This is a genomic window from Mucilaginibacter sp. P4_A11 (genome assembly GCF_056402535.1).
Genome location: NZ_JBFUHE010000017.1, coordinates 101,519 through 127,679 on the forward strand (window position 1 = coordinate 101,519; position 26,161 = coordinate 127,679).

At 41.9% G+C, this 26,161-nt stretch carries 26 protein-coding genes; 18 read left to right on the forward strand and 8 right to left on the reverse strand.

Annotated elements, in window-relative coordinates; genetic code table 11:
* Window positions 1–105 precede the first annotated feature (105 nt).
* Together rlmN and AC1DUD_RS26030 are read left to right on the forward strand one after the other, a co-directional pair.
* Window positions 106–1,173: a dual-specificity RNA methyltransferase RlmN gene (gene rlmN / locus AC1DUD_RS26025; RefSeq protein WP_477379932.1), complete on the forward strand. Its 1,068-nt coding sequence runs from the start codon at window positions 106–108 to the stop codon at window positions 1,171–1,173.
* Between the two features lie 23 nt (window positions 1,174–1,196).
* Window positions 1,197–1,895 carry a ComF family protein gene (locus tag AC1DUD_RS26030; protein WP_477379934.1) on the forward strand — a complete coding sequence of 233 codons (699 nt, stop codon included), beginning with the start codon at window positions 1,197–1,199 and terminating at the stop codon, window positions 1,893–1,895.
* Window positions 1,896–2,030: 135 nt separating this feature from the next.
* Here the strand turns inward: AC1DUD_RS26030 and AC1DUD_RS26035 are convergent, their stop codons facing one another.
* From AC1DUD_RS26035 to AC1DUD_RS26065, 7 genes are all read right to left on the reverse strand, one after another.
* Entirely contained in the window at window positions 2,031–4,508 is a 2,478-nt protein-coding gene (locus tag AC1DUD_RS26035) for a YfhO family protein (protein WP_477379936.1), read from the reverse strand.
* Window positions 4,509–4,594: 86 nt separating this feature from the next.
* Entirely contained in the window at window positions 4,595–4,891 is a 297-nt protein-coding gene (locus AC1DUD_RS26040) for a hypothetical protein (RefSeq protein ID WP_477379938.1), read from the reverse strand.
* A 13-nt stretch (window positions 4,892–4,904) separates the two neighbouring features.
* Entirely contained in the window at window positions 4,905–5,159 is a 255-nt protein-coding gene (locus AC1DUD_RS26045; RefSeq protein WP_330862635.1) for a DUF4834 family protein, read from the reverse strand.
* 111 nt (window positions 5,160–5,270) lie between these two features.
* Complete coding sequence (locus tag AC1DUD_RS26050; protein ID WP_477379941.1) at window positions 5,271–5,855, reverse strand: Uma2 family endonuclease; 585 nt, start codon at window positions 5,853–5,855, stop codon at window positions 5,271–5,273.
* A 146-nt stretch (window positions 5,856–6,001) separates the two neighbouring features.
* The gene (gene uvrB, locus AC1DUD_RS26055) at window positions 6,002–8,026 is read right to left on the reverse strand and encodes an excinuclease ABC subunit UvrB (protein WP_477379943.1); all 2,025 of its coding nucleotides are present in this window, start codon (window positions 8,024–8,026) and stop codon (window positions 6,002–6,004) included.
* Window positions 8,027–8,438: 412 nt separating this feature from the next.
* Window positions 8,439–8,918 (reverse strand): MarR family transcriptional regulator, encoded by a 480-nt coding sequence (locus AC1DUD_RS26060; protein WP_477379945.1) that lies wholly within the window; start codon window positions 8,916–8,918, stop codon window positions 8,439–8,441.
* Between the two features lie 10 nt (window positions 8,919–8,928).
* Complete coding sequence (locus tag AC1DUD_RS26065) at window positions 8,929–9,426, reverse strand: GNAT family N-acetyltransferase (protein ID WP_477379947.1); 498 nt, start codon at window positions 9,424–9,426, stop codon at window positions 8,929–8,931.
* A 133-nt stretch (window positions 9,427–9,559) separates the two neighbouring features.
* Here AC1DUD_RS26065 and upp point away from each other — a divergent pair, with 133 nt between their 5' ends.
* Entirely contained in the window at window positions 9,560–10,204 is a 645-nt protein-coding gene (gene upp / locus AC1DUD_RS26070; protein ID WP_477380001.1) for a uracil phosphoribosyltransferase, read from the forward strand.
* 6 nt (window positions 10,205–10,210) lie between these two features.
* On the opposite strand, the gene AC1DUD_RS26075 is transcribed toward upp, so the two are convergent.
* Window positions 10,211–10,537 carry a hypothetical protein gene (locus AC1DUD_RS26075; protein ID WP_477379949.1) on the reverse strand — a complete coding sequence of 109 codons (327 nt, stop codon included), beginning with the start codon at window positions 10,535–10,537 and terminating at the stop codon, window positions 10,211–10,213.
* 52 nt (window positions 10,538–10,589) lie between these two features.
* Between AC1DUD_RS26075 and AC1DUD_RS26080 the strand changes: the two genes are divergently transcribed.
* The 15 genes from AC1DUD_RS26080 (at window position 10,590) to AC1DUD_RS26150 (ending at window position 25,781) form a co-directional block, all read left to right on the forward strand.
* A complete protein-coding gene (locus AC1DUD_RS26080; protein ID WP_477379951.1) occupies window positions 10,590–11,282 on the forward strand; it encodes a YjjG family noncanonical pyrimidine nucleotidase in 693 nt (230 codons plus the stop codon).
* Complete coding sequence (locus AC1DUD_RS26085) at window positions 11,279–11,803, forward strand: DinB family protein (protein WP_477379953.1); 525 nt, start codon at window positions 11,279–11,281, stop codon at window positions 11,801–11,803. Before AC1DUD_RS26080 ends, AC1DUD_RS26085 begins: the two co-directional genes overlap by 4 nt.
* 261 nt (window positions 11,804–12,064) lie before the next feature.
* Window positions 12,065–12,919 carry a UDP-2,3-diacylglucosamine diphosphatase gene (locus AC1DUD_RS26090; protein WP_477379955.1) on the forward strand — a complete coding sequence of 285 codons (855 nt, stop codon included), beginning with the start codon at window positions 12,065–12,067 and terminating at the stop codon, window positions 12,917–12,919.
* Between the two features lie 123 nt (window positions 12,920–13,042).
* Window positions 13,043–14,035 carry a glycosyltransferase family protein gene (locus AC1DUD_RS26095; protein ID WP_477379957.1) on the forward strand — a complete coding sequence of 331 codons (993 nt, stop codon included), beginning with the start codon at window positions 13,043–13,045 and terminating at the stop codon, window positions 14,033–14,035.
* A gap of 60 nt (window positions 14,036–14,095) precedes the next feature.
* On the forward strand, window positions 14,096–15,082 hold the full coding sequence (locus AC1DUD_RS26100; protein ID WP_477379959.1) for a DUF6427 family protein: 987 nt from the start codon (window positions 14,096–14,098) through the stop codon (window positions 15,080–15,082).
* 100 nt (window positions 15,083–15,182) lie between these two features.
* Window positions 15,183–15,875 (forward strand): phosphoribosylformylglycinamidine synthase subunit PurQ, encoded by a 693-nt coding sequence (gene purQ, locus AC1DUD_RS26105; protein WP_477379961.1) that lies wholly within the window; start codon window positions 15,183–15,185, stop codon window positions 15,873–15,875.
* Window positions 15,875–16,618 carry a type III pantothenate kinase gene (locus AC1DUD_RS26110; protein WP_477379963.1) on the forward strand — a complete coding sequence of 248 codons (744 nt, stop codon included), beginning with the start codon at window positions 15,875–15,877 and terminating at the stop codon, window positions 16,616–16,618. Before purQ ends, AC1DUD_RS26110 begins: the two co-directional genes overlap by 1 nt.
* Window positions 16,611–17,933, forward strand: a complete 1,323-nt coding sequence (bamG, locus tag AC1DUD_RS26115) for a BamG family beta-barrel-assembly machinery protein (protein WP_477379965.1) — start codon at window positions 16,611–16,613, stop codon at window positions 17,931–17,933. The genes AC1DUD_RS26110 and bamG overlap by 8 nt, the downstream gene beginning before the upstream one ends.
* Before the next feature lie 9 nt (window positions 17,934–17,942).
* A complete protein-coding gene (gene lptC / locus AC1DUD_RS26120) occupies window positions 17,943–18,521 on the forward strand; it encodes an LPS export ABC transporter periplasmic protein LptC (protein WP_477379967.1) in 579 nt (192 codons plus the stop codon).
* 106 nt (window positions 18,522–18,627) lie between these two features.
* Window positions 18,628–20,748 (forward strand): peptidylprolyl isomerase, encoded by a 2,121-nt coding sequence (locus tag AC1DUD_RS26125; protein ID WP_477380003.1) that lies wholly within the window; start codon window positions 18,628–18,630, stop codon window positions 20,746–20,748.
* 157 nt (window positions 20,749–20,905) lie between these two features.
* Window positions 20,906–21,421, forward strand: coding sequence for a DUF2480 family protein (locus AC1DUD_RS26130; protein ID WP_477379969.1), 516 nt, complete (start codon window positions 20,906–20,908; stop codon window positions 21,419–21,421).
* Window positions 21,422–21,514: 93 nt separating this feature from the next.
* Window positions 21,515–22,309, forward strand: coding sequence for a DUF3108 domain-containing protein (locus AC1DUD_RS26135; RefSeq protein WP_477379971.1), 795 nt, complete (start codon window positions 21,515–21,517; stop codon window positions 22,307–22,309).
* Window positions 22,310–22,319: 10 nt separating this feature from the next.
* On the forward strand, window positions 22,320–22,883 hold the full coding sequence (locus tag AC1DUD_RS26140) for a DUF3109 family protein (protein WP_330860781.1): 564 nt from the start codon (window positions 22,320–22,322) through the stop codon (window positions 22,881–22,883).
* 146 nt (window positions 22,884–23,029) lie between these two features.
* Complete coding sequence (gmd, locus tag AC1DUD_RS26145) at window positions 23,030–24,166, forward strand: GDP-mannose 4,6-dehydratase (RefSeq protein WP_477379973.1); 1,137 nt, start codon at window positions 23,030–23,032, stop codon at window positions 24,164–24,166.
* Window positions 24,167–24,194: 28 nt separating this feature from the next.
* A complete protein-coding gene (locus tag AC1DUD_RS26150) occupies window positions 24,195–25,781 on the forward strand; it encodes a gliding motility protein RemB (RefSeq protein ID WP_477379975.1) in 1,587 nt (528 codons plus the stop codon).
* Window positions 25,782–26,161 lie beyond the last annotated feature (380 nt).

The following is a 26,161-nucleotide window of genomic DNA, read 5'->3' on the forward strand; positions in this document are numbered from 1 at the left end:
CTGCAAAAATAAGTACAATTAACTTTTAGTTATTGTTTTTTATTGTGCCAAAAAGAATGACTTTAAAAAAAGATAGATTTTTTTAAATTTAAGTACTTTTGCACTGTGAACAATACAAAAGATAAAATTGACATCCGCAGCCTGAGCCTGAATGCTTTACAGGAGCATTTTATCCGCATGGATGAAAAAGGCTTCAGGGCAAAACAGGTATATGAATGGCTTTGGAAAAAATCTTGCTTTTCTTTCAACGAGATGAGCAATATTTCAAAAGAACTCCGTGCTAAACTGGATGCAAATTTTGTAATTAATAACGTAAAAATTAATTCTTCACAGGTTAGTGCTGATAAAACTATAAAAAATTCTTTTATTTTACACGATAACCATTTAATTGAGGGTGTTTTAATCCCAACTCCCGGCCGTATGACAGCCTGTGTATCATCGCAGGTGGGTTGCAGCCTTACCTGTAAATTTTGCGCTACCGGTTATATGGAACGCAAAAGGAACCTCAACCCTGATGAAATTTACGACCAGGTAGTTTTGATAGATAAGCAAGCCCGCGAAAATTACGATCAGCCTTTATCAAACATTGTTTACATGGGTATGGGCGAGCCACTGCTTAACTATGCCAACATGATGAAGTCTATCGAGCGCATTACTTCTGAAGATGGGCTTAATATGGCGGCTAAGCGCATTACCGTATCTACCGCTGGTATTGCCAAAATGATCAAAAAACTGGGCGACGACCAGGTAAAATTCAACCTTGCCCTCTCGCTACATGCGGCTAACGACGAAAAGCGTAATACCATTATGCCTATTAACGAGCAAAATTCGTTAAAGGCTTTGGCCGAGGCTTTGAAATATTACTATGCCAAAACCAAAAACCCGGTAACTTACGAATACATTATTTTTGATGGTGTAAACGATGGTATCCAGGATGCGATAGAACTGGCCAAATTTTGCAAACACCTGCCCTGCAAAGTCAATATCATTGAATATAATCCTATTGCCTTTGCCAGTTACATCAATGCAGGTGTAGATAAAGTTGAGGCATTTGCCGATTATCTTACCAAACAAGGCATCAATACGCACCTGCGCAGAAGCCGCGGTAAGGACATTGATGCTGCCTGCGGACAACTTGCTATCAAAGAAAAAGACAAACTGGCCGAAGTTTAAAAAATCCGCCTTAAATTGAGGGCGTGAAATTACTGCGTGCCTATCTTACCGATTTTGCTGCCCTGCTGTTCCCGGAGCTTTGCCCGGCCTGCCAGGCAAGTTTAGTGGCCGGTGAGCATATCCTTTGCAGTGATTGCCGCTTCAATTTACCTTTTACCAATTTTCATCAGCAGCCAGCCAACATTGTAGCCCAGCAGTTTTGGGGTAAAATTAATATTGAAGCCGCCTATGCACTTTATTATTTCCATAAAGGCGGTAAGATCCAGAACCTGATGCACCACTTTAAATACAAAGGCGTGCAACAGATAGGCAACCTGCTTGGCACCATAGCCGGCACGCAGCTGGCTTCAAATATCATTTTCAATACGGCTGATGTAATTATCCCCGTACCGTTGCATAAACGCCGGCTACACGACCGCGGCTACAACCAAAGCGCCTGCTTTGCTCATGGCCTTGCCGAAAAGCTAAACGCGGTTGTTGATGAGCATAGCCTGGTGCGCACGGTAGCCACTAAAACGCAAACCCAACGGTCGCGCTTTGCCCGGTTTCAGAACATGCAAAATGTATTCGCGATTAAAGACCCGGCCGCACTTAAAGGCAAGCATATTTTGCTGGTTGATGATATTGTAACCACCGGTTCAACCCTTGAGGCCTGCGGGGTCGAATTGTTGAAAGTGCCGGGATTAAAATTGAGTATAGCTACAATAGCTTATGCGGTGTAGCATCTCCGTTTATTACACCTACCTGTTGTAGAATCAAGACTTACGAAGTTTTGGAAACTTCGTAAGTCTAAAAAAATGTCACAAAAAAAGCGATGAGTATCAACCCATCGCTTTTCCTTTTTAAAGCAGCATTACTTATGCTTTTTTAGCTGCCGGTTTTGTAGCCGGGGTTTTCTTTTTGTTTTCGGTGTAAGCTGCACCGCCTAAAGCCAATACCAGCAGTATTGAACCTGCTAATGAAATATGCTCGCCGGTGTAGTATGACGCCGGGTGGAAAATAAATTCGATTTTGTGGTTACCTACCGGGATCTGGGCTGCGCGCAGCAAGTAATCGGCACGGAAATATGGTTTTTCAACACCATCGATATACATTTTCCAGCCTTTGTTGTAATATACTTCAGAGAACACCGCGATCTGTGACGCAGTTGAACCGGTTTGGTAAACCATATGATCAGGAGAGTAGCTGGTAAGCTCAATTTTGCCTTCACCGGCACCAGCGCCTAAAGTTTTTTCATCAATTACGCTTTTGTATTGTTTGTCAACAATAGCTTCATCTTTTGGTGTAAAACTGCTGATAGCTACCATTTCCTGATCGGCATTATCGGCATATTTAATACTTTTTACAAACCATGCATGGCCGCAGGCTGTCTGGTTTTTCTGCATGCCAACATTTTGTGTTTTAGGATCGGAATTGATTATGTATTTAACGTTCATCATATCCAAAACATCCTGATTAACACTTTTACTTAACTGGTTGTCAACAAGTTCCTCCCAGCGCTTTAACCTTGCTGCAGAGTACCCGCCTAATGATTTATAGAAAAATGGTGTTAAACCATCGCCTTTGATAGATTGAGTCATATCAAAAACCCTGAAATCAGGATCTCTATCTTTCATGATAAACTGATCAACCTCGCGCGGTTGTGGTGTTTCATTATCCTGTTTAGGTGCAAAATTATCATGGTTTAAATAACGTTTGTCGATACCCCAGAGATCAACAAGTATCAGCGCTAAGAAAGCAAGTGATGCAACGGTTGGGTTGATCTTCTTTTTAAGGAATGCCCAGGCCAAACCAAAAGCTATAGCAATGAAAATAAGTGATCGGACAGCATCGGCCTGTGCTATTGATTCCCTGTCGGCAATTAGGGCACGGGTAATGGCCGAACTATCAGTTTTAAGCGCCTGCCCTATTTGAGCAATAACGCCTGCCTGTTGTTCACTTACACTAAAAGATAAAAGGAGTGAAGGCACCACAGCTACAATCAATACAATACCACCTGTAATATAAAATGCGATTTTTAGCTTTTTAAACAGGTTTGCCTTGTCTTCATTTACTATGGCCTCGTTAACTGCCAACACAGCAAGGATTGGGAAGCAGAAACCTGCAACCGCCAATATTGATTCAACCGCGCGAAACTTATTGTAAAGCGGGAAATAGCTAAAGAACAGATCGGAAACATAAGGCCAGTTTCTGCCGAAAGAGAGCAGCATGGTTAAAGCCACCGCGCCAAGCAACCACCATTTAATGCGGTTTTTAACAATCATTAAGCCCCATACAAACAGCAGGCAAATTACCGCGCCAAAATAAAACGGACCGGCAGTAAATGGCTTGTTGCCCCAGTAAAGCGGCAGATAATTGGCCGAAATACCGGTAACCTGGTTTGGATCGGCTCCACTTGCATTTAGCGCTTTTATTACATGAGATTCAGGATCAGTAGAACCTTGTTCGCCGCCGCCATATGCGTTCGGGATCAGGAAAGTGATACACTCGCCAACGCCCTGGCTCCACTCATAGGCATAATCCTTAGGTAAGCCGTTACTAGGTTCGGTTGTATGTTGCGTAAGATTTGACTTGCCACGAATGGTTTCGCTGCCATAATCGGCAGTACTCCAAAGTATTGAGGCATTTACAGCAACGCCCAATAAAACTGCGGCTGCTATATAACCCACCGATTTTAAAAAGGCATTTAATGTTTTGTTTTTGATGGCATGGTAAAGCTCAATGCCAACCATGATCAATAAGGCCAACATCAGGTAATAGGTCATCTGCACGTGGTTTGCCCTAATCTCTAACGCCAGGAATAAGGCGGTTACAGCAAAGCCTAACAAGTGCTTGCCACGCAGGGTAAGGATAATGCCGGCAAGTATCGGCCCAAAAAAAGCTATTGCAAACGCCTGGTTGGCATGCCCGGCTGTTAGTAGGATAATATTATATGAGGAAAAGGTGAACGCCACCGCGCCTGCCGCAGCGAGCCACGGATTTACCTTTAATACAATAAATAAAAAATAAGTACCTAATAAGAATAACAAAACCGTACCAACCGGGGTTGGGAAAGTATAATTTATGGCAGTAACCACCCATGTAGTTAAATTGGCTTTATAAGGAGCCCATACCTGGTAGGTAGGCATACCACCGTATATTTGGTTGGTCCATAATATGGTTGTGTCTTTGGCCTTATATTCATTAATTTCTTTTTGGGTGGATTGTGCCCTTGTAACGTCATTGCCGCCTAATGTTTTTCCCTGGAAGGCCGGGGTCAAAAATATAAAGCAGATCACTAAGAAAATTGCAGCTATGGCAAAGTGAATGCCGTTACGCTTGAACCAGTTATTCATTTAAGTTTTTTGAAATGGATAATATATTTCCTCAAAAATAGAAAATACAATGAGAATAGGAATTATAAGTTTTGTTAAGGAATTGCTTAACAATTTTGCGCACGGCTGCGCAGCAGGAAAAACATGGCTATCAGCACAATGATAGATATCACATAAGCAATAACCTGCACCTTGCCATAATCTTCGCGGTATTTACGAATGTTAAAAAAATTATAAACGCCCAATGCCCCCATAACAACCCAGTAAAAGGAGCTGATCTTAGTGCAATTGGCAAAAATTTGAGTAGCAACTATAAATACAATTACGTTTGTGATAATGAGCGTAATAGATTCGGGAGTGTTATTGTGGTTTTGTCGCCGTCTAAATACCGGGTTGGTGTCCATATTATTGATTAGGTTATTTTACTTCTTCGTAATCAACAAATTCACCTTCACTGTCAGGCACGCTGCCTTTTTTAGGCTGCGGAACATGGTCAATCCTGATCTTTCCGTCAGGTTTTGGGCCTTCATTATAGTTATGTTTTTGTTGCTGATATTGCTGTTGAGCTTTATTTACAACACTTTCAAACAGGAATGGCAGCAGGTAACGTGCCAGGCTGCGGATAATGTATAATATACAAATAGATATGATCAGGAAACGAATAAGAATCATACTGTTAATTTTGAGCTTACAAATATAAGTTATATAACGTTAAAAATGTTTTATTATGATTTAGTGCAGATTTCAGATGTGCAAATTTTAGATGAGAGGATTCCTTTTCGCTTAATTATCGGCAAAAACAGTATCGAGGTTTAATTCAAACCCAGGTAATATTTCTGTAGTGATGATATCACCGGTTGTCATCAGTCTTGAGGGTTGATATGCACCGGATATCAATGTATATTTCAAAAATGTTTTATCCTGCGGCGATACTATCCAATATTCCTTAACACCAGCCTCTTCATAAACCTCGTACTTGTTACGCAGTTCTTTTTGATTGTTACCAGGCGAAAGTATTTCCACCACAATATCAGGTGCTCCGGTGCAACCTCGCGCATCAATTTTTGAGGGATCACATACCAAACAAATGTCCGGCTGAACTACGGTAAAAACCTTTTTGTCGTCATCATTTCTTTTCCGGGGTAATCGTACATCAAAAGGAGCCGGGTAGGCATTGCACTTTTTCCCTTTCAAATACCCATATAATTCACTCGCTATGATCCAGGAAATATATTGATGTTTCGATGCCGGAGCTGGCGTCATCTTGAAGATCTTTCCCTTTATTAATTCAAGACGGTCCTCAAACGTCCATTGAAGATAATCGGCGTATGAATAAGTTTTTGAAAGATCAAGATCGGATAATTGCATAAGCTTCACTTTAAATCAAAGATAATGATAGATGTGCAAATTATTTATATGTGCAAATTCCAGATGTGCAGATATGCAAATGAAAAAATGCAAATCTTCTATCATCTGCACATTTTTAATCTGCACATCTGAAATCCATCTTCAAATCAAAACTTCTCCTCCATCATTTTTTCTAAAGCAAACATTTCATCGCGCAGCTTGGCGGCTAATAGGAAATCCATGTTTTTGGCGGCGGCAAGCATATCTTTTTTGGTATTGTCGATTGATTTTTTCAGATCGGCCTTGGTCATGTACTGAACTATCGGGTCGGCGGCAAGGGTAATGGTATCGGTTTCCACATAGGCCTGCTGCACACCGCCTTTAAAGTCAACCACCGAAGTTTGCTCCATAATTTCTTCGCGCGATTTGCCTACTGTCAGTGGCGTAATACCATGTAGTGTATTGTACGCTATCTGAATATCACGGCGGCGGTTGGTTTCATCCATCGTGATCTGCATCGAATCGGTTATTTTATCGGCATACATGATCACCCGCCCTCTGTCATTACGAGCGGCGCGACCAATGGTTTGGATCAGCGAACGTTCCGACCGCAAAAAACCTTCTTTGTCAGCATCTAAAATGGCCACCAAGGATACTTCGGGCAAATCCAATCCCTCGCGTAATAAGTTGATGCCAATCAATACATCAAATTCGCCGAGGCGTAAGCCCCGTAAAATTTCTACACGCTGCAAGGTTTTAACTTCCGAGTGAATGTAACGGCATTTAATGCCCAGCCTGTCCATGTATTTTGCCAATTCCTCGGCCATGCGTTTGGTGAGAGTGGTTACCAGTACCCTATCGCCCATTTTAATAGTTTTATCAACCTCATCAAGCAGGTCATCTACCTGGTTTATTACCGGGCGCACATCAATAACGGGGTCAAGCAAACCGGTAGGGCGAATAACCTGCTGAACAACTACACCTTCAGATTTTTCCAGTTCAAAATCGCCGGGGGTTGCACTTACATAAACGGTTTGTGGTGCCAGGTTTTCAAATTCCTGGAAATTAAGCGGACGGTTATCCAATGCTGCCGGCAGGCGAAAACCATAATCAACCAGCGAGATTTTACGAGATCTGTCACCGCCATACATTGCCCTGATCTGCGGAACGGTTACGTGGCTTTCGTCAATCACCATCAGGTAATCATCCGGGAAATAATCAAGCAAACAGAACGGTCTTGCACCAGGCTTACGACCGTCAAAAAAGCGGGAGTAATTTTCAATACCTGAGCAGTAACCCAACTCTCGGATCATCTCCAGGTCGTAGTTCACCCTTTCTTCCAAGCGTTTAGCTTCCAGGAAACGGCCATCACCAATAAACTGCTTTTTGCGCATTTCCAGCTCTTCCTGTATAGCCCAGATGGATTGCACGAAACGCTCGCGAGGGGCTACATATAAGTTGGCGGGATAAACCACCATGTGCGTCATTTTTTCGATGGTTTTACCGGTGCCGATATCAAAGGCGCTTAGCTCTTCAATATCATCGCCAAAAAAGGAGATACGATAAGCATAATCCAGATAAGCAGGGAAAATATCAACGGTATCGCCTTTCACCCTGAATGTACCGCGTTTAAAATCGGCGGTGGTACGGGCATATAAAATTTCGACCAAACGATGTAAAAAAGCATTCCTGCTGATGCGGGTACCTACAGCAAATTTGAAAACCGAGTCGGCAAAGTCGTCCGGGTTACCCATACCGTAAATGCAGGATATGGACGACACCACGATCACATCGCGCCTGCCCGACATCAATGATGAAGTAGTGCGCAAACGAAGTTTTTCTATCTCCTCGTTTATCTGTAAATCTTTTTCAATGTAGGTATTTGTGGTAGGGATAAATGCTTCCGGCTGGTAATAATCATAGTAAGACACGAAGTAGTTCACCGCGTTTTCGGGAAAGAACTGCTTAAACTCACCATAAAGCTGCGCTGCAAGTGTTTTATTATGGCTCAGGATCAGCGTAGGCTTTTGCGTTTGCTGAATCATGTTGGCAACCGTAAATGTTTTGCCCGACCCGGTAACCCCTAAAAGGGTTTGATATGGGTCGCCATTGTTAATACCTTCAACCAGCTGCCTTATAGCTTCAGGCTGATCGCCGGTGGGTTTATATTGAGATGTTAATTGAAAATCCATGTTGTTATGTAAAAATACAAATAATCCAGGAACAGGGTTTGCAAATCAAAATAAGTACATGGTAATGACAACCGTATGTCAACATTGTTGTGATGAGGGGGAATAAATTACAACCATTCATAGCAAGATATGTCATTATAAGCGATAGCGTGGCAATCGCATGCCATACAGAGCCCCCGCCGCCACTCGGCTCCTGTCGAGTGGCAGCTATTTCACGGCCTCTGGCCGCCGAATGCTTGCTAAAGCTCATATGTTATGCTTAAGCTACGGCCATTAAGCAGCAATATCTGTTTGGTCGGGTGCTGGAATCTGGCGTATACGGCCAGAGGCCCGGGGATAGTTGCCACTCGGCTGGAGCCGAGCGGCGGCGGCTTTTTTTGTTTCTTCTAAATTATCGGTAGATGTAAATCACCTACATTTCAGCCTTCAAACGCAAGGCCCGTTCAAGAAAACTTTGCTGCTTTAATTTTTCTTCGGCTTCGGTAATGGCTTTCATCAGGTTGTTTTGGGTATCGGCAATTTCTGCGGCGGCGGCTTTCATAATTTCCCAGGTAGGTTTCATGCGCACAATAAGTTCCTGACCTTTTGTTGTTAACATGATAAGCCGCTTCCTTTCATCGGCCTTGTCTTTTTTTGAACGAATGAGTTTTTCTTTTTCCAACTCTTTTAACAGGCTTATGGTTGAAGGGTGGGTGTAGCCAATTTCGCAGGCAATTTCTACCACACTTAACACGGGCTTAAAATGCAAAGTGTAAATAACCGGGAACCACTTGGGCTCAAACTCAATATTATTGGCTTTGTATATGAGCACACCATCCTTGCGCAGTTGCTCGGCGAGGCGCTGCAGCCTCGTTGAAATTGCTAAAATTCCCGATTCGTCAATAACATTCATTATCCGGCTGTTAGTTTTTCAAATGTAACTCATAAAAAATAGTATCTGCGGCCATAAGCGGGAATGATTTTGGCAAATCGTGTTTGGCAAGGCGCGTAAATCCATTTTTTTCATAAAAGCGATGAGCAGCTTTCAGCATCTCAACGGTGCCTAAATAAATGTCGGTAATGTTGTTTTGCCTGCAATAGGCAATAAGGTTATCCAGCAGTAGCTGCGCAATGCCCAGCTCTTTGCCGCGGTATTCTTTAAGCACAAACATTTTGCGTATTGCGGCAGCGTTATCATTAAAAGCAATAAGCGCTATGGTGCCTACAAGCTGCTCGTTGTATATGGATCCCCAAAAGTTACCGCCGGTTTGATGGTAGTTTGTTTCAATATCAAGCAGATCGGGCTGGGCTTCAAGCGTAATAGGCACGTTAAACTCTATTTGCTGAATCGGCAAAATGATATCAATGATCTGCTGGCAGTAAGTGTTGTTGAGTGAGCTGATAACAGGTGTAGTATTCATGACTATAGTATTTACGTACAAATCTACGTAGTTAACTACATATATTCAAAATTTATTCTACCGGCAATAAAACAGTATGACATTTAATAATCAAATAGTGCTGCTATTGCCCAAAAAACGCTTATTTTTAAGCATGATTTTCGTCCTCAATAAAACCGACACTATTGCCAACAAGTTCCTGGCCGAATTGCGGGACGCCGTTATTCAGCAGGATAAGGCACGTTTCAGGCGGAACCAGGAAAAGCTGGGTGCCATACTGGCTTATGAGCTCAGCAAATCATTACATTACGAAACCAGAGAAATTCAAACTCCGCTGGGTACCGCCAGCGTTAATATGCCTGCAGATGAACCTATACTGGGGACCATACTCCGTGCCGGCCTGCCTTTTCACCAGGGCTTTATGAATTTTTTCGACCAATCTCCATCTGCATTTATCACCGCTTACCGCAAGGTAAAACGCAACGGCAGTTTTTTGATCCAGGTTGATCATATCTCCACTCCTAACCTTGACGATAAGATCTTTATTTTGTGCGATACCATGCTGGCCACCGGGCAAAGCATTGTGGTGGTTTGTAAAGAGCTGATGGCTCAATACAAAATAAAAGAACTGCACATCGCTGCAGTAATTGCAAGTACCGAAGGTGTGGCACATGTAAAGGCAAACCTGCCTAAAGCCAAACTCTGGCTCTGTGCTGTTGATGATGAAATGACCAGCAAATCTTATATCGTTCCAGGGTTGGGCGATGCGGGAGATTTGGCATTTGGAGAAAAAGTGTAGGGGGATTTAAAGACCTTTCCTCTCTTCAATACGTTTTAAGCCTAAATATATTTCACAAACTACTTCAATCAGGAGGCTATATAGCAAACAGCCTGATACTATCCCGATATTATATTGCCAGATCCCCTGACTTGCAGAAAAACGAGAGATAATTTCGCAAGGAAAGGCAATTGAAATAAATAAATACTTAAATACGGGAACCATTTTTTCAGCAAAGAAGCCACTCCCAAAACCCGTCTCTTCATCTGCAAATGTTATGAAAAAAGATAAAAACGTAATAAATAAGAGTGTCAGAAATGTTGAAAGCAAGCGTTTGTACTTTATATTTTTCAATGTTATAAATTTGCGCAAAGACTAAAGGTAATTAATTCGCGCCTAAAATAAAATGAACTACAAACACATCTTCTTTGATCTCGATCATACCATTTGGGATTTTGATAAAAATGCCGAGGAGGCCCTGCATGAATTATATGTTATCCACCAGCTTGCTGAAATAGGCCTGCAATCCGCCGAGTTATTCATCGAAACTTATACCCGTAACAATCACCGCCTTTGGGCGCAGTATCATATCGGCGAGATCACTAAAGATGAATTACGCGAGGCCCGGTTCAAATCAACTTTTACTGATCTCGGCCTGCATCCTGATTTGATGCCGGTTGATTTTGAAGATGCTTATGTAAAGCTTTGCCCTACCAAAACCAACCTGTTCCCTCATGCGCATGAAACGTTGCAGTACCTGCAATCGAAATATACGCTGCACCTGATCTCCAACGGGTTTAAAGATTCAACCCGTATAAAAATTGCAGGGACAGACCTTGCAAAGTATTTCCAAAATATTATTATTTCCGAAGATGTAGGCGTTAATAAACCCGACAAAGCGATATTTCAACACGCGCTTGACCTGGCCGGGGCCTCGAAACAAGAAAGCGTGATGATTGGGGATAGCATCGAAGCCGACATCCGCGGGGCGCTTGGCTTCGGTATCGACGCCATTTATTTTAACCCTTTCAACGCCCAAAAGCCTGATGATGTGCCCGTGCAGATTGCTCATCTAAAAGAGTTAACTTTACTTTTATGAGTATCACCAAAGAACGTAGAGCCATTGATGCAGCCCTTGATGAATACCGCAGACAACTGGATGTTATTCCGGATGAGTTGTTTGATGTTACTCCCCAAAATGGCGGCTGGTCATTTGCCGAGGTGTACAGCCATATTATGCAGGCCACCTTGGGCTCATCCATAGCGCTCGAACGTTGTACCCATGGCAATTGCGAACCAACAAAAAAAGGCATTAACTGGGAGGGCCGGATCCTGCTGCTGTTAGGTAAGTTTCCGCCGGTTAAAACAACCGTACCCAATACGGTAAGTGATAAAATGGCTGCCAGTAAGATCAGTAAGGAGGATGCCAAAAACCTGATCATCAAATGCCGCAAACGGGTTGAAACCACTATGCCCCTCATTGCCGCATCATCGCCGGCAAATAAATACAAACACCCGCGTATGGGGATGCTTAACGCCAAACAATGGTTTAAGTTTATCCGCATCCATTTACAGCACCATTTAAAACAACTTGACAGGATAAAAAGAAATTTGGCATAGCAAAGTAACCTTTTACATTTAATGTAGTCTTAACAGTAGGATAATGTCAAATTTCAGACATTTGTAAAAATCTTTGTAATGAATTTTGAGTATGCTTATCTGGTAGTTATAGGGTTGCTGATATTAGTCGGCTGCTTCTATGCAAGCCCATATGAATTGACAGTTAACGAAGATGAGGACGACGAGTAATCGTTGCTTTATTAATAAAAATGTTGTTTTCCGGCAAATCATGCCGGCCTGTAAAATAACCCCCTTAATTTAATGGCAAAACGCGAAGTTGATATTGTAGTAATATCTGATGTGCACCTTGGTACTTACGGTTGTCACGCAAAAGAATTGCTTAAATATTTAAAAAGCATCAAGCCCAAAATCCTTATCCTTAACGGCGATATTATTGATATTTGGCAGTTTAGTAAATCGTACTGGCCCGAAGCCCATATGAAGGTAGTCCGCCGGATCCTCAAGTTTGTTACCGATGGCATCCCGGTATATTATTTAACGGGCAACCATGACGAAATGCTGCGCAAGTTTACCGATTTTAACATGGGGACTTTTCAATTACTTGATAAGCTGGTGTTAAATATCGACGGTAAAAAAGCCTGGATTTTTCACGGGGATGTATTTGACGTCACCATGCAGCATTCAAAATGGCTGGCCAAACTGGGCGCCGTTGGCTATGATACACTTATTTTGATCAACAGTTTTGTAAACTGGTTCCTTACCGCCATCGGCAGGCAAAAAATGAGTTTTTCGCAAAAGGTGAAAGCCAGTTTTAAGGAGGCGGTAAAATTCATTAACCAGTTTGAACAAACCGCGGCCGACCTGGCTGTGGATAATCAATACAGCTATGTGATCTGCGGTCATATACATCATGCTGAGATCAGGGAAATCACTTCAACTCAAAACACGGGCTCGGTACTTTACCTTAACTCGGGCGACTGGGTGGAAAGTTTGAGCTCATTGGAATATCATAACGGCCAATGGGAAGTATTTAAATACAAGCCCGATGATTTCAACACAGATGCGGATGAAGACGACAAAACAGATTCGGAAGACCTGAACGCGATGCTTGACGTTAAAAACTTATTGGAGCGTTTTAAACACGAACACGATTAATTACTCACCGAAAACATTTTTCTTTACTAAATTAAGCCCCTGAATATTGGTGCGGGTAAATCAGCATGTTAATTACATCTTTTTGCCGCACAAACATCATCCTTTTGAAAAGAAATTATTTTAATGAAGATACTGTTTGGTATACAGGGAACAGGTAACGGGCATATAAGCCGGGCAAGGGAAATTGTACCCCTGCTGCAGCAATACGGCGAGGTTGATCTGCTGGTGAGCGGCACCGAAGCTGAAGTGTCATTATCGCAACCCCTGAAATATCGCTTTCATGGCGTTAGTTTTGTATTTGGCACCAATGGCGGGGTAGATAACTGGGCCACCTGGAAAATCATGAACCTGCGCCAGTTTCAGCGTGATCTGCGTAGTCTTCCATTAAAACAGTATGACCTCATCATCAATGATTTTGAGCCTGTAAGCGCCTGGGCCTGTAAGCTGCGCGGCGTACCATCCGTATCCTTAAGTCACCAGTGTTCATTTGTATCGCCCAACACACCGCGGCCCGAGAAAAAGGATCCTTTTGCACAGTGGCTTTTAAAAAACTATTCGCCAACTACCTACCATGTAGGTTTTCATTTTGAGCGTTATGATACCTTTATCAACACGCCGGTGATCCGTAGCGAGATAAGGCGGATGGAAACCTCCGACCTGGGACATTATACCGTTTACCTACCAGCATATGATGATAAAACCCTGCTGAAATATTTGAGTGCCGAAAAAGGGGTTAAATGGCAGGTATTTTCAAAAAGGCAAAAACAGGCCTATCAATCAGGTAACGTGGAGATTTTCCCGGTAAATAATGAAGCTTTTAATAAAAGCCTGGCCAGCTGCACCGGCTTGCTTACCGGCGGCGGCTTTGAAGGCCCGGCCGAAGCCCTGTTTTTACAGAAAAAGGTGATGATGATCCCCATGAAAGGGCAATACGAGCAGCAGTGTAACGCGCTTTCGGCCTCTAAACTGGGTGTGCCGGTGGTGAGTGAAATAAACGATAAATTTAATGGCCATTTAAATAAATGGATCAACGACAGCAAAAAGATCATTGTTGATTTTCCTGATGAAACAGCTGCTATAGTTGACAATTTGGTAAAGCAATATGCAAGGCATTAAAGCATTGCACCGTAAGCAGTTTTTCTGCTAATTTTGCAACCGCAAATACGGCCGCATATTATGATCAATCTTTTCAGGAACTATAATCCCTTCAACATTGTATGGCTGGCTATTTTACTGCTCGTGCTGCGGATAGGTTTCATGGTGCAGATCCCCGAAAAGGTTGAGTTTATTTTTGTTGAGCCATTTGCGCGGCTACTGGTGCCCGTAAAATATGAATATGCGTTTTCGCCGCTGTTAAATGTAATACTGGCGGGCGGCCTTGTATTTGTACAGGCCTTACTGCTCAATTCGCTGATTAATCATCATAACTTATTAGGGAAGCCCACTTTTTTACCGGCGCTGATGTACATCACGCTTTCAGGCCTGTTCACCCCCTTTTTAACGTTAAGCGCTCCGCTCATTTGTAATTTCCTGCTCATATGGATGCTGTTTAAACTATTCAACCTTTATAAAGGGGATGATGTTAAATCAACAACTTATGATCTGGGCATGATCGTAGCGGTTGGTTCGCTTGTTTATTTCCCGTTTATTTATTTGTTCCTGATTATATGGATAGCGCTTATCATATACAGGCCGTTCAACTGGCGCGAATGGATTATTTCGATATTAGGCTATGTAACCGTGTTCTTTTTCCTTGCGGTCATTTATTTCATGAACGATATGCTGCCCCGGTTTAGTCATATCTGGTCGCCCTTAGGCAAAAAATTCCCTGATCACATCAGCATAAACTCTTATAACTACCTGCTGCTGGCGCCGGTTATTGTGATATTGGTACTTTGTTTTTTTAAACTGCAGCAAAATTTCTTTAAAAGTTACGTGCAGATCCGTAAAACATTTCAGTTGCTGTTTTTTATTTTTCTGATCACAGCACTTTCATTTTATCTTAATTCGGAGTTTCGCCTGAGCCATTTTTTGCTTTGTGCAGTGCCGGTAACCGTGTTTTTTGCCTATTATTTTTTGTACGCAACAAAGCGCTGGTTTTATGAAATACTGTATTTGCTGTTGTTTATCAGCATCATTTACTTTCAGTTTAACAAATTTTAACTTTTACATTCGTCCTTATTTCGGCGGTTATGTTAGTTTTGTAGCCTGAAACTATAATAATAAGCTATTTAGGTTCAACCCCAATTTTAAAATAATACTGATGAAGTTTGGAGTAGTTATATTTCCCGGTTCTAATTGTGATGAAGATATCATACATGTATTAGAAAAGGTGATGGGTCAGCAAGTAGTAAGGTTATGGCATAAAGACCATGACCTGCAGGGTGTTGACTTTGTTGTTTTACCCGGTGGCTTTTCATTTGGTGATTACCTGCGCTCAGGTGCCATTTCTCGTTTTTCGCCAATTATGCAGGAGGTTATCCAATTTGCTGCAAAAGGTGGTTACGTAATGGGTATTTGCAATGGCTTCCAGATCCTGGCCGAAGCCGGTTTGTTACCTGGTGCTTTATTGCATAATACTAACCGTAAATTTATTTGCCGCAACATTTACTTAAAACCGCAAACATCAAATTCGTTACTTACTGCGCAGCTTGATCCGCAGCAGGCATTAAGGATCCCGATCGCTCATGGTGAAGGTAATTATTTTGCAAGTGCTGATGTGATCAAAGCCCTTAATGATAACGACCAGGTAATGTTCAGGTACTGCGATGAGGCCGGTAATATCACCGCCGACTCAAACCCTAACGGATCATTGGAAAACATAGCGGGCGTTACAAACCTAACCAGGAATGTATTTGGCTTAATGCCACACCCTGAGCGTGCTGCCGATGGTTTGCTGGCTAATGAGGATGGTTTGGCTATTTTCGAATCAATATTGTCAATAGTTAGGGCCTGATGACCAGTCTGGTTATCGATATTGGTAATACGCTCATCAAAATCGCAGTTTTTAAACTGGATGAAATGCTTGAGGCTAACCAATATGAAACTATTGATATGCCGGTACTGGATGCTTTTCTTAGCAAATACCATCCTGTTAAGGCAATCATATCATCGGTAAAAAAACATACAGAAGCATGGCAGGTCATGTTGGGGCAAAAAATTCCGCTGATACATTTTAATACTTTAATGACCAGCGGAATAAATAACCAATATTTAACCCCGGAAACCCTTGGGCCCGACAGGCTGGCAGCTGTAATTGGTGCATATCATGTGTTTCCCGGTCAAAACAGCCTGGTAATAACCGGGGGCACGGCCATTACTTATGATGGTGTTGACGCCGGTGGAAATTATTTTGGCGGCAGTATATCGCCTGGCTTAAATATGCGTTATAAGGCTTTAAATAATTATACGGCGGGTTTACCGCTTATTGAAGCCGATGCGGATTTTAATACACCATACGGAAATAATACAACAACCGCTATCCGTTCGGGAGTACAAAACGGAGTAAAATATGAGCTTACCGGTTTTATTGAAAGCTATAAAACCATGAGCGAACAACTGAACATTATACTAAGCGGGGGCGATAGCATTTTTTTTGATACTCTATTGAAAAATAGCATCTTTGCCCGCTACATAAATATTGAACCATATTTGGTTTTAAAAGGATTAAACGCAGCTATACAAAAGCATAATGATTAAATATACCCGGTTTTTTATAACACTTTTATTGGCTGTTGCCGCTTTTTCAGCACACGCGCAATCAACGGCAACTTCGAGCTCTCCATATTCACGTTACGGTATTGGCGATATTGATCCTCAACTGATGGGCCAAAACATAGGTATGGGCGGTATAGCTGTAGCCACCAATAAAATAGGCTTTTTTAATAACATCAACGTTGTAAACCCGGCTTCATACGGCGCAATTAACCTTACAACCATTGATGTTGGTTTGTATGCAAACTTTTTAACACTGTCTCAAACTGGTGCTTCAAGCCAAAAAAACAGTAATTTCAGGCTTAGCCACATCGCGTTCGCTATCCCTACTTCAAAGCATTCGGCACTAAGCTTTGGTTTGTTGCCATACAGCGAGCGTGGTTACAATTATAAAAAATCTGTGAATAAGTTAGGTACTTCGGGCTCTCCGGCCGATACCAACGTAACAAATTACAGCTACAGCGGCGACGGCAGCTTATCAAAAGCATATTTAGGATATGGTTTTGGTATAGGCAAGCACTTGTTATTGGGTGCAAATGTATCCTACATATTTGGTAATATTAAAGATATTGCCACCACCGAAATCCCGAATCTGGCAGGCGCTATAAACTCAAAAATTCAAACGAGCAACGCCATTGGTGGTATAAACTATGATTACGGCTTGCAATATTCATTTGATTTTTCTGAAACAAAACACCTTGTTCTCGGCTATTCAGCATCAGCGGGTACAAAACTGAATACACAAAACAGCTTTATTGTTAGCCAGTATTTTAATGATGCAAACGGTAACCAGGACATCCCTGCTGATAGTGTGGTTAGCACAACCGGCCCTAAATCAAAATTGAAGCTACCGCAAATCAACAGGTTTGGGATCTCATTTCAAAGTGATGGTAAATTCCTTGTTGGTGCCGATTACTCTATGGGTAAGTGGTCTGACTTATCAATCGCCGGTGTAAACCAGGGCTTGCAGGATAGCAAAACTTTCAATATCGGTGGTTCATATACCCCAAACATCGCAACTATCAGAAACTACCTTGCCACTGTTGATTACCGCATAGGCGCTATATATGATCAAACTTACATGCACATTAACGGTACTACAATTAAACGCTATGCCGGTACTGTTGGTGTGGGCCTTCCTTTACGTTCAAACAATGGCAGCTACTACAAGATCAATATCGCTGCCGAAGTTGGCCAGCGTGGTTCACTGGTTAACGGTTTAGTTAAAGAAAACTACGTTAATATTCACCTTGGCTTCACCCTTAACGATAAGTGGTTTACCAAGTATAAATTTGACTAATTGCCTGTCATGAGCCGCCCCTTAGTTAACATACCGGCTTTATGCCTGTTAATGTTGCCAATGGCGGCTTTAGTATCCTCATGCGAAAACGATCTGAAAAAGGTTAGGGAAATATCAGCGAATGAGGTTGATACAGTAGCCCAGCGTACCACGGGGCTTGACCTGATCATGAGCGATTCGACTAAGGTGGAAATTCATCTTACCGCCCCGCTGATGATTGAATACCAGATCAAGAAGCCTTACAAAATCATGCCTAAAGGCGTAAAGATCGATTACTATGACCGCGGTACAGGCCAGTTTGCAGGTAATATAATTGCAGACACTGGTATCCAGCGCGAGAAAGAAAAGCTAATTGAATTTCATGGCAACGTACTTGCAACTAATGCCAAGGGCGAAACTTTTAAGTCAAATGAATTATTCTGGGACCAGGTAACCAAGCGTGTTTATTCTAACAAACCTGTCCAGGCCACACTTAGCGGCGGCAACGTTATGAATGGCAATAGCTTTGAAAGCGACGATAAACTTTTAAATCCCACCTTTAAAAGTAGTACCGGCTTATTTCATGTGGATGAAAAAGCGACACAATAATGACTTTTTTTTACGAAAATTTTGTGTTATAGAATTTTAGTAAAAATTGTATCTTGCGCGCTCTTAAAAAAAAGAATAGAATAATTATAAATGTAATATGGGTATAATGGGTTTTTTGCGCGAAAGAATGGGGAAGATTCTCGCATTCTTTATTGGTTTCGCGCTGCTTGCATTCATTGTGAGCGAAGTTGTAAGATCGGGCGGTTCCTTTTTCAGGGACGATAGTAACGAGCTTGCCGTTGTAAACGGCGAAAAAGTGCCCTATGATAAATTCAATGAAAAGTTGGAGCAAAATTCGGCTCAGTTTAAACAACAGGGACAGAGCATTTCTCCGCAGATAGCAAGCTATTTGCAGGAAACTACCTGGAGCCAGTATTTAAGCCAGCTGCTGATAGGCAAAGAAATTGAAAAGCTTGGCCTTAACGTTGGCGATGATGAGTTGAGCGTGATGGTAGGTGATAATAATCCCGACCCGCAGATAGCCCGTCAGTTTGCCGATCAGCAAACCGGCCAGTTTGACCGCAACAGGTACAACCAGTTCAAAGCTTACCTGCAATCAGGTAAAGCCGACCCTGCGCAAAAAGAAGCGTGGAATAACTTCGTTAAAGACTTAATTGAAGCTAAAAAAGCTACTAAATACATGACTTTGGTTACTAATGGCCTGTATATAAACTCGCTTGAAGCTACTGATGATTACGAAGCAAAAAACAAGCTGGCTAACTTCAAATATGTATCGCTTGATTATGCTTCAATCCCTGATGCTAAAGTTACTTTAACTGATGCCGATTACAGCGCATATTATGATGCTCACAAAGCTTTGTTTAAAACGCCTACGGAGTTAAGAAACTTTGAGTATGTAAGCTTCAATGCAGCTCCTTCAAAAGAAGATAGCACAGCGGTTAAGCAACAAGCTGAAAAATTAGCGAATGATTTCAAAACCACTTCTAATGATTCGCTTTTTGTACAGATCAATGCAGAAACTAAAACTCCTTTAGCTTACCAGCGTAAAGGCAGCCTTGACCCGAAACTGGATACAACTATGTTTAGCGCGGCTAAAGGTTTTGTTTATGGTCCTTACCTTGAAAATGGCAGCTACAAAGTAGCTAAGCTGGTTGATACCAAAACTACTTTTGATTCGGTTAAAACCAGGCATATCTTAATCGATCTTGCATCTGCAGGCGGTGATGATAAAGCTAAAGCTAAAGCCGATTCAATTAAAAAATTGATCCAGGGCGGTAAATCATTTGCCGAGTTGGCTACTACTTTTTCTGCCGATAAAGGCAGCGCTGTAAAAGGCGGTGACATTCCCTCATTTGATGCCAATGGCTCAATGGGCGCTGGTCAGGGTAATTTAGTTCCTGAATATACCAATGCTGCTTTTAAAGCAAGTAAAGGTGAAATCCTTGTTGTAAAATCACAATTTGGCTACCACGTTATTCAGGTTGAGGACCAAAAAGGTTCTGTTAAACTGGTTAAAGTTGGTGTAGTTGATAAACCTTTAACTGCAAGCAGCAAAACCCAAACAGTAGCTTACAGCAAAGCACAGGCATTTTTAGGTTCATTAACATCTGATAACTTTGAGGCAGAAGCTAAAAAAGAAGGTTTAAAGCCACGTACTGCCGAAGATGTTACTGCTATAGCTTCTGGCCTTCCAGGCTTGGATAATGCACGTGACGTTGTTAGATGGGCTTACAAAGCTGCAAAAGGTGACATCACTGATAAAGTATTTACCGTAGGTGATCAATATATAGTAACCCGCCTTACCGAAGTTAAACCTAAAGGTACATTAGCACTTGAAGCTGTTAAAAAGCAAATTGAGCCAATGGTACGTAACGAGGTTAAAGCAAAACAATTAAAAGAGAAATTTGATGCAGCGCTTAGCGGCGGTGCTTCAATTGACCAGGTTGCTCAAAAAGTAGGCGGCAAGGTAGTTCCGGTTGAAAATATTGTGTTTGCCAACCCCATTATCCCGGGCCAGTCTGCAGAGTATAAAGTTATCGGTTCAATTTTTGGCTCAGCTATCAACAAAATTTCAAAACCTGTTGATGGAACACAAGGTGTTTATGTATTTGTAGTTAACGGTTTCACCAACCCACCTGCACTTGCTAACGCCATTAAACAAAAAGAACAAATTAACCAGGCGCTTTTACAACGCTCACAAGGCCAGGTACTGGATGCATTAAAAGATAATGCAATTGTAAAAGATAACAGGGCTAAATTTTTCTAAACAAAATTTAAAGTAAATTTGCATCCGGGAGTGGCGTTAAGCTGTTCCCGGATTTTTTGTTTCATACAGGCTATCTGTTGTTAAATAGCAATTAAATAAGATTAATAATCAAGCTTTAAGCCTTGTGCGTTCGGCTTTTAGCTTTTATATAAATGATATGGATATCCAGGAAAATATAATCAACAAGGTAGCTCAAAGCGGCCTTGTTACCTTAGACCCGGCTTCGTTTTACCCCGGAGGCGACCGTGTTATTTATGATATAAAAGATAACCTGTTCCATGGCCTCATCCTGCGCGAGAAAGACTTCAGGGACTTTATAAAAGAACATGACTGGGCACAATATGAAGGCAAGAATGTAGGCATCACCTGCTCTGCCGATGCTATTGTACCAGCCTGGGCATATATGCTCCTTGCCAACCGTATGGCCCCCTACGCCCGCGAAATTGTTTTTGGTGATAAAGATGTATTGGAGACCGTACTTTTTGAAAAAGAGATAGCTAAAGCCGATTTTGAACAATACCGCGGACAACGTATTGTACTGAAAGGTTGCGGCGATGCTGAGGTACCTGTATCTGCTTATGTTGAGCTTACCAAAAAGTTAACTGCGGTAGTTAAAAGCCTCATGTTTGGCGAGCCCTGCTCAACTGTGCCCATCTATAAGCGTAAGGATTAAGTATTTAAGTGCCCCTGCGCAATAAAAAGAAGTTTAAACCATTTATAATAGCAGTTGTCATATCACAAGCTCCGCTAAAGGGGCTATTATTCAATGAAAAAACTGCTCATAAATAAATACACTTTTGCTGTACTGCTTTTTTTAGCCTGCTGTTCGGGCGGATTTGCCCAGGAACTGAAAAAGATCAACGAATCGATCTTCAAGCCAGGTGAACAACTGGACTACAAAATGAAATACGGATTTTTTACCGCTGCCGAAGCTACCATCAAGGTAGAGGCCAGCGATAAAAAATATAATGACCGCCCTACTTTTCACCTTGTTGCCGAAGGCAAAACCGCCGGCTCTTTCGACTTGTTTTATAAGGTGCGTAACCGTTATGAATCATACATTGATCAAACAACGCTGATGCCCTATTTTTATACCGAAAACAGGCGCGAAGGTAAGTACAGGCATACAGACAATGTTACTTTTGATCAGAAAGACAAAAAGGTAACAGCAAATAAAGGAACATACGGTTATAAAGGCGAGTCCTTTGATTTTGTATCGGCTTATTATTTTGCACGGGCTATTGATGTTTCAAAGCTGCATGAGGGTGATACATTTGATCTGCAATACTTCCTGGAAGATGGGTTTCACAGCATGCAGATAACCTACGTTGGTACCGAAACGGTTGAATGTTCGCTTGGTAAGTTTAATTGTCTTAAATTTAGCCCGGCTATTATTCCGGGGCGTATTTTCCGGAAAAACAGTAAGTTGTACCTTTGGGTTACCAATGATAAAAACAGGATTCCGGTAAAGGCCCATGTTGAAGTGCTGATTGGCAGCGTAACAATGGACCTGAAATCGGCAACGGGACTTAAATATCCGTTAAACCCTATTAAAGATTGATTTTAAAAAGATGATTGAGGTTGGCAATGTGTTACTGCACGAAGATGTGGTAAAGGAAAATTTTGTATGTAACTTAAATAAATGCAAGGGCGCCTGCTGTCTTGAAGGTGATTCGGGAGCCCCCCTTAACGCCGATGAGCTTGACATCCTGAAAGAGATCTATCCTAAAGTAAAACCTTATCTCACTGCAAAAGGTATCAAAACCATTGAAAAAGATGGCGTTTACGTCACCGATTTTGAGGGAGATTATACCACGCCATGCGTTGATACCAATAAGGAATGTGCGTATGTAATATGGGAAAATGGCATTACTAAATGCGGTATTGAAAAAGCATATGAGGAAGGTGCAATTACATGGAAAAAACCTATCTCATGCCATTTGTACCCTATCCGCATAACCTCATACCCGGAATTTGATGTTTTAAATTACGACCGCTGGAATATCTGCAGCCCTGCTTGTTCATTTGGTGATGAGCTAAAAGTGCGCGTTCATGAATTTTTAAAAGATCCGCTTATTCGCAAATACGGCGCCGACTGGTATCAGGAACTGGAAGATACCGTAGCCGGAATCTGATTTCTCCAACAGCCTTCTCTTCCTATTTTTCTGGTCGTTTAACAGTAGCATAAACATAGTTGATGCCTATATGTTGAGCGTTATGGGAGTAATTACAATAAAATTGGATATTATTGTACTATACAATACATGTACGCGGATTATTAATGAAAAAGGCTTTAATAACAGGAATAACGGGTCAGGATGGCGCTTATTTAGCAGAGTTTCTGCTGAAGAAGGGCTATGAGGTTCATGGGGTTAAACGCCGCTCATCATTATTAAATACCGACAGGATAGATCACTTATATCATGATCCGCATGAGTCTGGTGCCAAATTCAGCCTGCATTATGGCGATCTTACCGATTCAACTAACCTGATCAGGCTTATCCAGGAAGTTCAGCCCGACGAAATTTATAATCTGGCGGCTCAAAGCCATGTAAAAGTAAGTTTTGAAACCCCAGAGTATACTGCCAATGCAGATGGTGTTGGAACATTGCGAATCCTTGAAGCAGTAAGGCTGCTTGATCTCACCAAAAAAACACGCATTTACCAAGCCTCCACATCCGAGCTTTATGGTTTGGTTCAGGCGGTGCCGCAAAGTGAAACTACGCCATTTTACCCGCGGTCACCTTACGCCGTAGCAAAACTATATGGCTACTGGATTGTAGTTAACTATCGCGAAGCTTATGGTATGTATGCCTGCAACGGGATCCTTTTTAATCATGAAAGCCCGGTTAGGGGCGAAACCTTTGTTACCCGTAAAATTACACGGGCTGCGTCAAAGATTGCACTTGGCATGCAAAACTGTTTGTATGTAGGTAACCTTTCGGCACAGCGCGATTGGGGGCACGCCAAAGATTATGTAGAAGCTATGTGGCTGATGCTGCAGCAGGAAACCGCCGAAGATTTTGTAATAGCAACCGGGGTAACCACTACCGTGCGCGACTTTATAAGGATGGCGTTCATGGAATTAGGTATCGAGGTTGAATTTAGTGGGAAGGATGAGAACGAGCGCGGGGTGATCATTGATATTGATGAGGAAAAGATCATTGAACTTGGATTAAATTTGGACGCTTTAAGGTTTGGACAAACAGTGGTAAAGGTTGATCCAAAGTATTTCAGGCCAACTGAGGTCGATCTGCTAATTGGGGATGCCACCAAAGCCTATGAAAAGATGGGATGGAAACCAAAGTATGACCTGCAGGCATTAGTAACTGATATGGTACTTTCAGACCTGCACCTGGTAAAAAAAGACGAATACCTGAGAAAGGGTGGTTTTAATACGCTTAATTATTTTGAATAACCAACGATCTAAACCATATAAGTTATACATGAAGAAAATATTTACAAGCATTATTTTATTGTTTTTGATAAGCGGGTTTACGAAGGCGCAGTCAGTTTATCAGCCTTATAATTACCAGTTTTATCAAAAACTAAATGAGGATGTTTATTCGACCAAAACAAGGGTGCATAGCTCCTTGAAGCCATTTATGGTTGATGATTCGCTTTTGAAAGTTCACTATGATTCGTTAATGAACCTTAACGGACTTAAAGGGCGTTTTTTTAACGAACACCAGATTGATGTTAAAAGCAGCAACTCCACTTTTTATGCCGATCTGCTGCCCGACTTTAATTTGAGCCGGGATTTCTCCGGTAAAAAGAACACCAATTTTGGTACGCTTGGCATCCAGTTGGGCGGAACTTTCGGTAAAAACTTTTCATATAATGTGGCCGGTTATGAAAACCGCGCGGTATTGCCCAATTACCTGCAGACTTATGTTAACCAGGTTGGTATAGCGCCGGGCCAGGCTTATGCTGCTATTTATGGTAATGAATACCGCTGGTCGTACATTACGGCTAATGTTTCCTATACCCCGATAAAGTTTTTGAACATCAGCGCCGGCCGCGATAAAACTTTTATTGGTGATGGCTACCGTTCATTGTTATTATCTGATTATGCCTCGCCATATCCTTTCTTTAAATTAACAGCTACATTGGGTAATGTGCGCTATATGGCCATGTGGACCTATTTCAATGACCCGCTTTCGATAAAAGTGGATAATGGCGACAGGAAAAAATTTGGTGTGTTTCATTATTTAGACTGGAACGTAACCAATCGCTTGTCACTTGGTTTCTTTGACGCGGTGATCTGGGCAGCTAAAGACGACCAGGGTCATAAACGCGGGTTTGACTTTACTTACATAAACCCGGTAATATTTTTAAGGCCGGTTGAAGCCTCAAACGGTTCGCCTGATAATGCTTTGATCGGGTTTACAGCTAAATATAAACTAACCGATGGTATTACAGCTTATGGGCAATTTGCACTTGACGAGTTTGAATCATCAAGCTTTTTTTCAAGCAAAGGAAGTTCGCGTAATAAATACGGGTTTCAATTGGGTATCAGGGGCGCAAACCTTTTTAATGTAAAAGGTCTGAACTACCTGCTTGAAACAAATAATGTTAAACCATATACCTATTCAGAACGAGCTTCAGTACTTAACTATGCTGAGAATGGCGAACCGCTTGGCCATCCATGGGGCGCTAATTTCCGTGAAGCCGTAGGTTTACTGAACTACTCATATAAAAGATTTGATTTTACCGGCGAAGTTGATTATGGTCATTATGGCTTAAATATCAACAACCTAAATTATGGTAAAGATCTTTACCTTGCTTACCAGGATCCGGCAAGGGAGTATGGCAATTATACCGGGCAGGGCTTAACCACCAACATGGTTTACCTGGAAGGAAAAGTAGCCTATTTAATTAACCCTAAATATAATTTGAGGTTTGAGCTTGGCGGCCTGGTACGCCGTGATAAAAACAGCCAGTTTAATGATAAAACATCAATGCTGACATTCGGTATCCGCAGTTCATTCCGCAGTGTGTATAATGACCTGGTGAGTTATAAAACGCATTGATGACCATATCCAGGCAGGATCAAATTTTGCACACAAGCACAATTTGATCCTGCTTTTCAAAGGTGAGTTGTGGCTTTATTGAATGCTGACCTCCGCACAACCAACAGGATACCGCCCGCCATCAAGATCAAAGTAAGCCCCTCCTATTTTTGGGGTATCACCAAACAAAAGTACAAGGGACTTATCCCTCGTTAGCTTGTCCCGATAACACCAACGCATTCTTAATTACAGGCCACTCCGCGGCCTTCAAGCCAATTAGTAAAGCTAAACTCTTGCCATAATAGCCCGGTGTTTTCACATAGGTAGGGTTACTGTTAAATTATGTTAACTTATTAATTTTCCTTTGCGCAACGCAGAAATCTTTGCTACATTCATAGTAT